The 12580-nt window shown below is 72.2% G+C and carries 11 protein-coding genes; 9 read left to right on the forward strand and 2 right to left on the reverse strand.

The genetic code is table 11. The features are described from left to right. The first annotated feature begins 38 nt into the window (after positions 1–38). Genes AB0F56_RS19990 through nudC form a run of 4 tightly spaced genes read left to right on the forward strand, consistent with a single transcriptional unit; the run spans position 39 to position 6800 of the window. Positions 39–863: a hypothetical protein gene (locus tag AB0F56_RS19990; protein WP_362011268.1), complete on the forward strand. Its 825-nt coding sequence runs from the start codon at positions 39–41 to the stop codon at positions 861–863. Between the two features lie 51 nt (positions 864–914). Next, positions 915–4370: an ATP-dependent DNA helicase gene (locus AB0F56_RS19995; protein WP_362011270.1), complete on the forward strand. Its 3456-nt coding sequence runs from the start codon at positions 915–917 to the stop codon at positions 4368–4370. Between the two features lie 10 nt (positions 4371–4380). Next, positions 4381–5817, forward strand: coding sequence for a dipeptidase (locus AB0F56_RS20000; RefSeq protein WP_362011272.1), 1437 nt, complete (start codon positions 4381–4383; stop codon positions 5815–5817). A 35-nt stretch (positions 5818–5852) separates the two neighbouring features. Further along, a complete protein-coding gene (gene nudC, locus AB0F56_RS20005; RefSeq protein ID WP_362011275.1) occupies positions 5853–6800 on the forward strand; it encodes an NAD(+) diphosphatase in 948 nt (315 codons plus the stop codon). Positions 6801–6889: 89 nt separating this feature from the next. On the opposite strand, the gene AB0F56_RS20010 is transcribed toward nudC, so the two are convergent. Continuing rightward, positions 6890–7132 (reverse strand): mycoredoxin, encoded by a 243-nt coding sequence (locus AB0F56_RS20010; protein WP_149547526.1) that lies wholly within the window; start codon positions 7130–7132, stop codon positions 6890–6892. A gap of 146 nt (positions 7133–7278) precedes the next feature. Between AB0F56_RS20010 and AB0F56_RS20015 the strand changes: the two genes are divergently transcribed. The 5 genes from AB0F56_RS20015 (at position 7279) to AB0F56_RS20035 (ending at position 11154) form a co-directional block, all read left to right on the forward strand. Continuing rightward, positions 7279–9474 carry an ATP-dependent DNA helicase UvrD2 gene (locus AB0F56_RS20015; protein ID WP_362011278.1) on the forward strand — a complete coding sequence of 732 codons (2196 nt, stop codon included), beginning with the start codon at positions 7279–7281 and terminating at the stop codon, positions 9472–9474. A gap of 171 nt (positions 9475–9645) precedes the next feature. Continuing rightward, positions 9646–10020, forward strand: a complete 375-nt coding sequence (locus AB0F56_RS20020) for a hypothetical protein (RefSeq protein WP_362011281.1) — start codon at positions 9646–9648, stop codon at positions 10018–10020. Positions 10021–10189: 169 nt separating this feature from the next. Next, positions 10190–10558, forward strand: coding sequence for a WhiB family transcriptional regulator (locus AB0F56_RS20025; protein WP_260228985.1), 369 nt, complete (start codon positions 10190–10192; stop codon positions 10556–10558). Then, positions 10555–10878, forward strand: a complete 324-nt coding sequence (locus tag AB0F56_RS20030; RefSeq protein ID WP_362011284.1) for a hypothetical protein — start codon at positions 10555–10557, stop codon at positions 10876–10878. The genes AB0F56_RS20025 and AB0F56_RS20030 overlap by 4 nt, the downstream gene beginning before the upstream one ends. 93 nt (positions 10879–10971) lie before the next feature. Next, positions 10972–11154: a hypothetical protein gene (locus AB0F56_RS20035; RefSeq protein ID WP_362011286.1), complete on the forward strand. Its 183-nt coding sequence runs from the start codon at positions 10972–10974 to the stop codon at positions 11152–11154. A 16-nt stretch (positions 11155–11170) separates the two neighbouring features. On the opposite strand, the gene AB0F56_RS20040 is transcribed toward AB0F56_RS20035, so the two are convergent. Beyond that, positions 11171–12565, reverse strand: a complete 1395-nt coding sequence (locus AB0F56_RS20040) for an AarF/ABC1/UbiB kinase family protein (RefSeq protein ID WP_362011287.1) — start codon at positions 12563–12565, stop codon at positions 11171–11173. Positions 12566–12580 lie beyond the last annotated feature (15 nt).

The following is a 12580-nucleotide window of genomic DNA, read 5'->3' on the forward strand; positions in this document are numbered from 1 at the left end:
CTGGTGGGTGAACGGGGGAATCCGCGAGGAGGCTCGCCATGGCGCCGTCCACCCCCCACCGCAGGGCCCGTAGGGCCGCGGCGGCCGTCTGCGCGGCCGCGACCGTCGCGGCGGCCGGGCTGACCGCTCCCGCCGCCTTGGCACAGCCGGGAACCGCCGCTCCCCAGGTGGCGGTCGCCGCCCCCACCCCCGACCCCTTCGCGAACCTCACCCCCGACGCCATCGCCGACCGGGCCGTCGACGCCACCCAGTCCGCGAGCTCGCTGCGGATGACCGGGCGGGTCGTGTCCGAGGGACAGGCCCTCGACCTCGACATCGCCCTCGACGACAAGAACAACTGCACCGGCGTGATGAAGGTCGACGGCGGCGCCGCCGAGCTGCGTCAGGCCGACCGGATCACGTACCTGAAGGGCGACGAGAAGTTCTGGCGCGCCTCCATGACCTCCCAGGGCGTGCCCCCGCCCCAGATCGACGCCACGATCGAACTCGTCAAGGGACGCTGGCTGAAGATCACGCCCGGGCAGGCCGGCAGCAGCGACCTGAGCGGGGTCTGCGACCTCGACGCGCTCCTCGAGGACCTCGGCGACGACAAGGGCGATCGCCAGGGCCTGACCCGGGGACCGGACGCCGAGGTCGACGGGACGCCCGTCGCGACGCTCGTGAAGAAGAAGCCCGGCGGCGAGACGACCACAGTGTCCGTCGCGCAGGAGGGCAAGCCCTACATCCTCAAGATGGTCAAGACCGGCGGCGAGGAGCCGGGCTCCGTCGAGCTCTCCGACTTCGACAAGCCGGTCAGGGTCGTCGTACCGCCGGCGGACGAGACGGTGGACCTGACGAAGCTGGACCCGGGCACCCAGGCCTGAGGACGTCGCGCACGTACGGCGCTGTCAGTGGTGCCGGTTAGCCTCTCTGAGGTGACCGCACGCATCACCGACCCCGAGCAGCTCAAGGAGCTTCTCGGCATCCCGTTCACCCCGGAGCAGACGGCCTGCATCATCGCGCCGCCCGCCCCGCAGGTCATCGTGGCCGGAGCCGGTTCCGGCAAGACGACGGTGATGGCAGCCCGGGTGGTCTGGCTGGTCGGCACGGGCCTGGTCGCGCCCGAACAGGTCCTCGGCCTGACCTTCACCAACAAGGCCGCCGGCGAACTCGCCGAACGCGTCCGCACCGCCCTCGTGCGAGCCGGGGTGACGGACCCCGACACGATCGACCCGGCCCACCCGTCACCCGGCCACCACCCCTCAACGACGGCGGTTCCCGCCGACCCCTACTACTCGCCGGGCGAGCCCCGCATCTCCACGTACCACGCCTTCGCCGGCCAGCTCCTGACCGACCACGGTCTGCGCATCGGCCTGGAGCCCACCTCCCGCCTCCTCGCCGACGCCACCCGCTACCAGCTCGCCGCGCGCGTGCTGCGCGAGGCGCCCGGACCGTACCCTGCGCTCACCAAGTCCTTCCCGACCCTCGTCAGCGACCTGCTCGCCCTCGACGCCGAGCTGGCCGAACACCTCGTGGGGCCCGAGGAGCTGAGGGCGTACGACTCCGAGCTCCTCGACACGCTCTCCCGCGCCAAGCTCACCAACGCCGACCTGCGCAAGGTCCCCGAGGCGGCCGCCGCCCGCCGCGAACTGCTCGACCTCGTCGTCCGCTACCGCGCCGCCAAGCGCTCCCGCGACCTGCTCGACTTCGGCGACCAGATCGCCCTCTCCGCCGAACTCGCCACCACGCGCGCGGAGGTCGGCGCGATCCTGCGCGACGAGTTCCGGGTGGTGCTCCTGGACGAGTACCAGGACACGTCCGTCGCCCAGCGGCTCCTGCTCTCCGGCCTCTTCGGCGGGGGTACGGGACACGCCGTCACCGCCGTCGGCGACCCCTGCCAGGCGATCTACGGCTGGCGCGGCGCCTCCGTCGCCAACCTGGACGACTTCCCCGCCCACTTCCCGTACAAGGACGGCACCCCCGCCACCCGCCACGCGCTCTCCGAGAACCGGCGCAGCGGCGGCCGCCTCCTCGACCTCGCCAACGGGCTCGCCACGCCCCTGCGCGCCATGCACGCGGGCGTGGAGGCGCTGCGCCCGGCCCCGGGCGCCGAACGCGACGGCTCGGTACGGATCGCCCTCCTGCCCACCCACGCCGAGGAGATCGACTGGCTCGCCGACTCCCTCGCCCACCTGGTCCGCACGGGCAAGGAGCCCGGCGAGATCGCGGTCCTGTGCCGGACGGCGACCGACTTCCCGGCCATCCAGGCCGCGCTCGTCGCCCGTGACGTGCCCGTCGAGGTCGTCGGACTCTCCGGGCTGCTCCACCTCCCCGAGATCGCCGACCTCGTCGCCGTCTGCGAGGTCCTCCAGGACCCCGGCGCCAACGCCTCCCTGGTCCGCCTCCTGACCGGCCCCCGCTGGCGCATCGGCCCCCGCGACCTCGCCCTCCTGGGCCGCCGCGCCCGTCTCCTCGTCCACCGCGAGCGTGCCGGGGACGCCGGCGCCGACGAGCGGCTCGCGGCGGCGGTCGAGGGCGTCGACCCGGCCGAGGTCGTCTCGCTCGCCGACGCGCTCGACACCTTCCTGGACTCCGGCGGGGAGGACGACGGCCTGCCGTTCTCCGGCGAGGCCCGGGTCCGCTTCGCCCGCCTCGCCGCCGAGCTGCGCTCCCTGCGTTCCTCGCTCGCCGACCCCCTCATGGACGTCCTGCACCGGGTCCTCGCCACCACGGGCCTGGAAGTCGAACTCTCCGCCTCCCCGCACGCGCTCGCCGCCCGGCGCCGCGAGACCCTGTCGAACTTCCTCGACATAGCCGCCGGTTTCGCCTCCCTCGACGGCGAGGCGACCCTGCTGGCCTTCCTCGGCTTCCTGCGCACGGCCGCGCAGTACGAGAAGGGCCTCGACAACGCGCTCCCGGGCGGCGAGAACACGGTCAAGGTCCTCACCGCGCACAAGTCCAAGGGCCTGGAGTGGGACGTCGTGGCGGTGCCAGGCCTGGTCACCTCCCAGTTCCCGAGCACCAGGTCCCGCGAGTCGTGGACCTCGCAGCCGCAGGTCCTCCCGCACGCCCTGCGCGGCGACGCGGAGACGCTGCCGGCGATCACGACCTGGGACGCGGCGTCGCTGAAGAGCTTCAAGGAGGCGATGCGGGACCACCAGCACACCGAGGAGCTCCGCCTCGGCTACGTGACCTTCACCCGCCCCCGCTCCCTCCTCCTCGCCTCCGCCCACTGGTGGGGCCCGTCCCAGAAGAAGCCCCGCGGCCCCTCGGACTTCCTCCACGCCCTGTACGACCACTGCGCGGCGGGCTTCGGCGAGATCGAGGCCTGGGGGGACGAACCGGAGAAGGAAGCAGAGAACCCCACCCTCCAGGAACACACGAAGGACGAGGCCTGGCCGCTCCCGCTGGACCCCACGAGCTTGGAGCGCCGCCGCAAGGCAGCGGAGCGGGTACGTGACCTGTTGTGGGCAATCGTTCCGCAGGGCGGTGGGGGTACCCCCGGACGAAGTCCGGGGGAGGGTGGGCACAGCGCCACGAACGCGCTGCCCGCGCCAGGGCCCGCCCCCCAGGACCCCGAGGACCTGTGGCCCGACGAGGAGCCTCTCTGGGAGGACGAGCCTCCCTGGGACGACGAGCACGACGTGATCCCGGCCCCGCGGGCCCCGGAGCAGGTCGTCTCCCTGGAGGACCAGAAAGCGATCGCCTCCTGGGATCGCGACCTCACCTCCCTCACCACAGAACTCCGCCGCACCCGCGCCACCACCCGAGACGTCCTCCTGCCCGCCTACCTCTCCGCCTCCCAGGTCCTCCGCCTCGCCGAGGACCCCGACGGCTTCGCCCAGGAGCTGGCCCGGCCCATGCCCAAGCCCCCGCAGCCCGCCGCACGGCGCGGGACGCGGTTCCACGCGTGGGTGGAGTCCCGGTTCGAGGAGCTGCCGCTCCCCATGCTCGGTCCGGACGAGCTCCCCGGCGGCGAGGAGTTCGCCGGCGAACCGGAGATCGTGGACGAGCGTGACCTGGACGCGCTCAAGGAGGCCTTCGCCCTCACCGCGTACGCCCAGCGCACTCCGTACCGCGTCGAGGTCCCCGTGCACCTCTCGCTCGCGGGCCGGGTCGTCCGGGGCCGGATCGACGCCGTCTACCGCGACCCGGACACCGGCGCGTACGAGATCGTCGACTGGAAGACCAGCCACCTGCGCACCGCCGACCCGCTCCAGCTGGCGATCTACCGGCTCGGCTGGGCCGAGCAGCACGGCCTCGACCCCGACGAGGTCACCGCCGCCTTCGTGTACGTCCGTACGGGTGAGGTCGTACGCCCCAGGTCGCTCCCAGGCCGCACGGAGCTGGAGGGGATCCTGCTGGGTCGGCGCACTCCCGACGCCGGATAGGCTCAGGAGCATGAGCGAGACCCCGGACAGCGTCGTCCAGACCGTCGGTACCCAGGCGGTGCGCGCGTACATCGAGCAGCACCGCGCCGCCTTCCTCGACGACCTCGTCGCCTGGTTGCGCATCCCCTCCGTGTCGGCGCAGCCCGCCCACGCCGAGGACGTACGGCGCAGCGCGGGGTGGCTCGCGGAGAAGCTGACGGACACGGGGTTCACGACGGTCGAGGTCTGGGAGACGGCCGGCGCGCCCGCCGTCTTCGCCGAGTGGCTCTCCGACGACCCGGACGCCCCGACCGTGCTCGTCTACGGGCACCACGACGTCCAGCCCGCCGCCCGGGAGGACGGCTGGCACACCGACCCGTTCGAGCCGCACGTCACCGAGGGCCGGATGTACGCGCGCGGTGCCGCCGACGACAAGGGGCAGGTCTTCTTCCACACCCTCGGCGTCCGCGCCCACCTCGCCGCGACCGGGCGCACCGCGCCCGCCGTCAACCTGAAGCTGATCGTGGAGGGTGAGGAGGAGTCTGGTTCGCCGCACTTCCGCGCCCTCGTCGAGGCCCACGCGGACCGGCTCGCGGCCGACGCGGTGATCGTCTCCGACACCGGCATGTGGTCCGAGTCGACCCCGACGGTCTGCACCGGCATGCGCGGCGTCGCGGACTGCGAGATCGAGCTGTACGGCCCCGACCAGGACATCCACTCCGGTTCCTTCGGTGGCGCCGTGCCCAACCCGGCCACCGTCGCGGGCCGCCTGGTCGCCGCCTTGCACGACGAGCACGAGCGGGTCGCCATCCCCGGCTTCTACGAGGGCGTCACCGAGCTCTCCGAGGCCGAGCGGGCTCTCGTCGCCGAGCTGCCCTTCGACGAGGCGGCCTGGCTGGACACCGCCAAGTCCCACGGCACCCTCGGCGAGGCCGGGTTCTCCACCCTGGAGCGTGTCTGGGCCCGCCCGACCGCCGAGGTCAACGGCATCGGCGGCGGCTACCAGGGCCCCGGCGGCAAGACGATCGTCCCCGCCTCCGCCCAGCTGAAGCTCTCCTTCCGGCTGGTCGCGGGCCAGGACCCGGAGAAGATCGAACTGGCGGTCCGCGACTGGCTCGCCGCCCGTGTCCCCGCCGGCATCCGGTACGAGATCGTCTTCGGCGCCCCGACCCGGCCCTGCCTCACCCCGCTCGACCACCCGGCCCTCAAGGCGGTCGCGGGCGCGATGAGCCGGGCCTTCGACGGTGCCAAGGTCCGCTACACCCGCGAGGGCGGCTCGGGCCCCGCCGCCGACCTCCAGGACGTCCTGGGCGCACCGGTGCTGTTCCTCGGTATCTCGGTGCCGTCCGACGGCTGGCACGCCCCCAACGAGAAGATCGAGCTCGATCTCCTCCTCAAGGGCGTCGAGACCGCCGCCCATCTGTGGGGCGACCTGCCCGCCGCCCTGCGCAGCTCAGCCGCGCGATGAACCCACACAACGATCCGGGGGAGTTGGAAGTACCTGTGTCCACCTTGAACAGCCAGTTCGCGGACCGGCCGATCTCGCTCACCGCCCCGAGCGGCATCGACCGCGCCGCCCACCACCGCCTCGACGAGGCCTGGCTCGCGGCCGCCTGGAGCCACCCCACGACCCGGGTCTTCGTGGTGTCGGGCGGTCAGGTGCTGATCGACGACACCCCCGACGGGCGGACCGAACTCGTCATGACCCCGGCCTTCGAGGCCCCGGTCACCGAGACGCACCGCTACTTCCTGGGCACGGACGACGACGGCGTCTCGTACTTCGCCCTCCAGAAGGACTCCCTGCCCGGCCGCATGGACCAGTCCGCCCGCCCCGCTGGGCTGCGCGAGGCCGGCCTGCTGCTCTCGCCGCGCGACGCGGGCCTCATGGTGCACGCCGTCGCCCTGGAGAACTGGCAGCGCCTGCACCGCTTCTGCTCCCGCTGCGGCGAGCGCACGGTCATCGCGGCCGCCGGGCACATCCGCCGCTGCCAGGCCTGCGGCGCCGAGCACTACCCGCGGACCGACCCCGCCGTGATCATGCTGGTCACCGACGACCAGGACCGCGCCCTCCTGGGCCGCCAGGTGCACTGGCCGGAGGGACGGTTCTCGACCCTCGCGGGCTTCGTCGAGCCGGGCGAGTCGATCGAGCAGTCGGTGGCGCGCGAGGTCTTCGAGGAGGCCGGGGTCACCATCGGCGAGGTCGAGTACATCGCCAGCCAGCCCTGGCCGTTCCCGTCCAGCCTGATGCTGGGCTTCTTCGCGCACGCCACCTCCTCGGAGATAGACGTGGACGGCGAGGAGATCCACGAGGCCCGCTGGTTCTCCCGCGAGGACCTCGCCGCCGCCTTCGAGTCGGGCGAGGTGCTCCCCCCGTACGGCATCTCGATCGCCTCCCGGCTGATCGAGCTCTGGTACGGCAAGCCGCTCCCGAAGCCGGGCGACGTCGTCTGACGCCCCTCCCCACGAAACAGCCCCCGTCCGGGACTCCGGACGGGGGCTGTTTTCAGCCAGGCGGGCGAGGAGCCCAGAGGCTCAGGCGATCAGACGCCGACCTTCTGCTTGACCTGCGCGAGCGACGGGTTCGTCAGCGTCGAGCCGTCGGCGAAGAGGACGGTCGGAACGGTCTGGTTGCCCCCGTTGGCCTTCTCCACGAACGCGGCCGACTCGGGGTCCTGCTCGATGTTGATCTCGGTGTACGCGATGCCCTCGCGGTCCATCTGGCTCTTCAGCCGACGGCAGTAGCCGCACCACGTCGTGCTGTACATCGTCACAGTGCCCTGCATGGTCTGGCGCTCCTCTGTTCGCGGGGTGGGTGCCGAGGAAAAGAACGTACGTGCTCCGGCCCGCATTCCCGAATTCGTACGACCGGCGCCCCGGGCCTGTGGACAACCCGCCGCATCCACCCCTGGCGACCTGGCAGCATGGCGGAGTGACAGCAGCAACGCACTCCACTCTCTTCCCGCAGGTCCCCGAGTCGGCCGACGCGGTGCTCGACGGGCTCGACCCGGAGCAGCGCGAGGTCGCCCTCGCCCTGCACGGTCCGGTGTGCGTGCTGGCGGGAGCCGGCACGGGCAAGACCCGGGCGATCACGCACCGCATCGCCTACGGGGTGCGGGCGGGGATACTCCAGCCCAGCAGTGTGCTGGCCGTCACGTTCACCAACCGGGCCGCCGGAGAGATGCGCGGGCGGCTGAGGCAGCTCGGCGCGGGCGGCGTCCAGGCCCGTACGTTCCACTCCGCGGCCCTCCGCCAGCTCCAGTACTTCTGGCCGAAAGCCGTCGGTGGCGATCTTCCGCGGCTCCTGGAGCGCAAGGTCCAGCTCGTCGCCGAGGCCGCCGCGCGCTGCCGCGTCCGGCTCGACCGGAACGAGCTGCGGGACGTGACCAGCGAGATCGAGTGGGCCAAGGTCACCCAGACCGTCCCCGCCGACTATCCGGCCGTCGTCGCCAAGTCCGTCCGCGAGGCGCCGCGCGACCCGGCCGAGATCGGCCAGATCTACGGGATGTACGAGCAGCTCAAGCGTGACCGCTCGGTGATCGACTTCGAGGACGTGCTGCTGCTCACGGTCGCCATCCTCCAGGACCGGCACGACATCGCCGACCAGATCCGCCGCCAGTACCACCACTTCGTCGTCGACGAGTACCAGGACGTCTCCCCGCTCCAGCAGCGCCTGCTCGACCTGTGGCTCGGCGACCGCGACACCCTGTGCGTCGTCGGCGACGCCAGCCAGACGATCTACTCCTTCACCGGCGCCACCCCCGACCACCTGCTGAACTTCCGCACCCGCCACCCCGAGGCCACGGTGGTCAAGCTGGTCCGGGACTACCGCTCCACGCCCCAGGTCGTGCACCTCGCCAACGGGCTCCTGAGCCAGGCCCGCGGCCGGGCCGCCGAGCACCGCCTGGAGCTGATCTCCCAGCGCGACCCCGGACCCGAGCCCGCCTACAGCGAGTACGCCGACGAGCCCGCCGAGGCCGAGGGCACCGCCCGCCGCATCCGCGACCTGATCGCGGCCGGTGTCCCGGCCGGCGAGATCGCCGTGCTCTACCGGATCAACGCCCAGTCCGAGGTCTACGAACAGGCCCTCGCCGACGCGGGCGTGCCGTACCAGCTGCGGGGCGCCGAGCGCTTCTTCGAGCGCCAGGAGGTACGGGAGGCCGGCATCGCCCTGCGGGGCGCCGCCCGCGCCGGGGGGAACGACTCCCTGCTCGACGACGCCGAGGACCTGCCCGCCCAGGTCCGCGCGGTGCTCTCCACCAAGGGGTGGACCAGCGAGCCGCCCGCCGGCTCCGGTGCCGTCCGCGACCGCTGGGAGTCCCTGGCCGCCCTGGTCCGGCTCGCCGAGGACTTCGCCCGCGCCAAGTCCGGCGCCACCCTCTCCGACCTGGTCGCCGAGCTGGACGAGCGGGCCGCCGCCCAGCACGCCCCGACCGTCCAGGGCGTCACCCTCGCCTCCCTGCACGCGGCGAAGGGCCTGGAGTGGGACGCCGTCTTCCTGGTCGGCCTCACCGAGGGCATGATGCCGATCACGTACGCCAAGACCGACGAGCAGGTCGAGGAGGAGCGCCGGCTGCTGTACGTCGGCGTCACCCGCGCCCGGCTCCACCTCTCGCTCTCCTGGGCGCTCTCCCGCTCCCCGGGCGGCCGGGCCTCCCGGCGCCCCACGCGCTTCCTCCAGGGCCTGCGGCCCGGCTCCGGCGGCCTCGGCGCGAGCGGCGGCCCCGCGGGCCGTGGCGGCTCCGTCGAGCGCGGCGCGGGCCCCGTCCGGCGCAAGCAGCGGGGCCCGGTGCGCTGCCGCGTCTGTGGCGCGACGCTCACCGAAGCCGGTGAGATGAAGCTGCTGCGCTGCGAGGACTGCCCCTCCGACATGGACGAGGGGCTCTACGAGCGGCTCCGCGACTGGCGCGCCGAGCAGGCCAGGGAGCTCGGCCAGCCGGCGTACTGCGTCTTCACCGACAAGACCTTGATGGCGATCGCCGAGCGGGTGCCCACCACCGACGGCGAACTCGTCGGAATCTCCGGAGTCGGCGCGCGCAAGCTGGGCCGGTACGGAGCCGACGTTCTCGCGCTCTGCGCGGGTGAAGTGCCAGGTGGGACGGGTGGAGGAGTCGACGAGGAGAGCTGAGGAAAACTCGTCGGAAAAATAGTTTGCGCCTGCCCCGGCAAGCCCCATAGGTTCTTAACCACGGAAACAGCGGCTTCTTCGAAGCCCTGTCTTCGTGCTGTACTTGTCCAAGTAAACATGAGGGTCCGGCTCACCCCGAGCCCTCCGAGACGCCGAGAGGAGGCGATTCCAGTGATCAGCAACATCAACAGCACCACCGTCAGCTTCGTCAGCACCGACAAAATGACCGATCGCTCGGTCGTCTCCGCCTGCTCGCTCGGCTTCTCCGGCTCGGCGTTCCTTGGCAACGCTCTCCGTGGCACCGGTCTGTCCGGCGCCATTTCGGCCCCCGCCGCTTCCCTGCGGCCGGCCGCCGATCTGGCGGGTCTTCCCGTCATGGAGCGCAGCGAGCGACCGACCGAGGCACTGGAAGCAGGAGTAGCGGCAGGCAAGGCCAAGGCCTATGCCTTCGCGGCGACCGGTGCCGGACACCAGACGAAGCAGACGCAGCAGCACCACACGATGTGGGCCTTCCGTGGGCTCGAACCCTGGAGTGATCCAGCCTGACCTGATCAGGCCGGCGCCTTCAGGGCCGCGGAACCCCACCCGGGATCCGCGGCCCTTCTGTTTGTCCCCAAACGGGGACGACGGAGCGAAGGGGCCTCGGAACCAGCACCACCGGTACCAGCCGAAACCCCGGCCAACAGCCGGAACGACCAGACGAGGAATGAACCCCGTGCAACTCGAAGCGCACGCCCCGTCCGTACCGCCTTCCGAAACGATCCCCCCGCCCGGCCTCACGGAGGACTCCACCTTGACCCCCCTCACCGCGCTCACCGCGCTCGACGACGCCATCGAGAACCTCGGCGTACCCGTCCCCTGCCGCTCGTACGACCCGGAGGTCTTCTTCGCCGAGTCCCCGGCGGACGTCGAGTACGCCAAGTCCCTCTGCCGTACCTGCCCGCTGATGGAGGCCTGCCTCGCCGGTGCGCAGGAGCGGCGTGAGCCGTGGGGCGTCTGGGGCGGCGAGCTGTTCGTCCAGGGCGTGGTCGTCGCCCGCAAGCGGCCGCGTGGTCGCCCGCGCAAGAACCCGGTCGCGGCATGAACGTCACCGGCACCATCGACCGACCCCTCACGCACGATCCCCAGAAGCAGGCCCCGATGACCTCTTCCACCAGCGAGCCCTCCGGCTCCGCGACCCCAGACGTCACCATCACCGGCGCGAACGCCTCGCGTCAGAACAGGACCCGCGAAATGCAACTCATCCCAGAAGCCTTGGCTCGTGCGCATATGCACGACCGCCGGCGGGAAGCCGATGCGGAACGCCAGGCCGTGCGCCTGGTCGCCGCTCGGCGCATGCAGCGACGCGCCGAGCGCGTGTCCCTGCGCGCCCGCCGTGCGCTCGCCATGGCCGTCATGCACTGATCAGAGAGAACCCCGCGGGGGCCGGTCCGAACGGACCGGCCCCCGCGGTGCGTTGCGGCGCACTGTAGTCCCGGTCGGACTATCGTCGGAGAGATGAACGACGCCCGGCATCACGAGGAGCCCATCGTCTGCGCCCGCTGCGGCACGACCGCGGAGACGCTCCCGGTGACCTGGACCTGCTCGGTGGAGAACGGCAGCCGCCAGTACATCTGTGACCGGTGCGCCCGGGAGAACATCCGCTCCATCGAGGGCCGGCTCGACTCCACCTGGTGGTGACGGGCCGGCCCGTCCCTCACTCCGCTTCGACCGCGGCTTCGACCGCGGCCTCGGCCTCCGCTTCGAGCTCCGCCTCGACGAAGCCCGGCAGCCACTCCTCCAGTTCGTCCCGCAGCCGCACCGTCGCGTTCAGCTGACAGAGCACCCCGATCGTGCTCAGCGTCACGCGGTGTATCAGCAGATACGAGGGCGGCAGGTTCAACTGCCTGCCCAGCTGGTGCGCGGGGGAGCGCGGGTCGGCGATCCGGGCCGCCTGCGTCCGCATCCAGCCCCGGGTGAACCCGAACGCCGCGACCTCGGCCGGCTCGATGATCGGCAGCAGGTACTCCAGGACCGCGTCCGGGTCGAGGTCGATCGACTCCTTGACGAAGCCCTCCTCCCGCAGCAGCTCGTACACCGCCTCGGCGTCGCCCTCCAGGGTCAGCCGCAGACACGTGCCGATCGTCTCCGGCAGCCCGCCCGGCAGCCGGTCCACCGTGCCGAAGTCCAGGACCCCGAGCCGCCAGCTCTCCGGGCCGTTCTCCTCGTCACCGCCGACCGGCAGCAGCCGGAAGTTGCCCGGGTGCGGATCGGCGTGCAGGAGCCCGGTGCGGGCCGGGCCGGAGAAGAGGAAGCGGGCCAGGAGCTGGCCGGCCCGGTCGCGCTGCTCCTCCGTACCGTCCGCGATCACCTCCGAGAGCGGGATCCCGTCGATCCACTCCGTCACGAGGACCTGCTCGCTCTGGTGCACCACGCACGGCACCACCACATCGGGATCGTCCGCGAACACCTCCGCGTGGCTCTGCTGGGCGTGCGCCTCCAGGGCGTAGTCCAGCTCCTCGGAGACCCGGTCGCGCATCTCCGTGATCAGGGGCTTGATGTCCATGCCGGGGATCAACGGGCCGAGCAGCCGGGCGAACCGGCTGAGCTGCGTCAGGTCCGAGAGCAGCGCCTCGCCCGCGCCCGGGTACTGCACCTTGACCGCGACCTCGCGGCCGTCGTGCCACACCGCCCGGTGCACCTGGCCGATGGAGGCGGCCGCCGCCGGCTTGTCCTCGAACTCCAGGAACAGCTCGCGCCACTCCTCGCCGAGCCGCTCCTCGAGCACGGCGTGGACCGTGCGCGTCGGCATCGGGGGAGCCGCGTCCTGAAGCTTCGTCAGCGCCGCCCGATAGGGCCCGGCGACCTCCTCGGGGAGGGCCGACTCGAAGACGGACAGCGCCTGCCCGAACTTCATCGCCCCGCCCTTGAGCTCCCCGAGCACCTTGAACAGCTGCTCGGCCGTGCGCTGTTGCAGCTCGCGGGCGACCAGCTCGGCGGACTTGCCGCCGATCCGCTTGCCCAGGCCCCAGGTGGCGCGTCCGGCGAAGCCGAGGGGCAACGCGGCCAACCTGGCGGTCCGGGTGACCGCCTTCCGGGGAAGATCAGACATACGCCCCTCCAAATC

The organism is Streptomyces sp. NPDC026092, from assembly GCF_040638605.1.
In the GTDB taxonomy this organism is placed as follows: Bacteria; Actinomycetota; Actinomycetes; order Streptomycetales; family Streptomycetaceae; genus Streptomyces.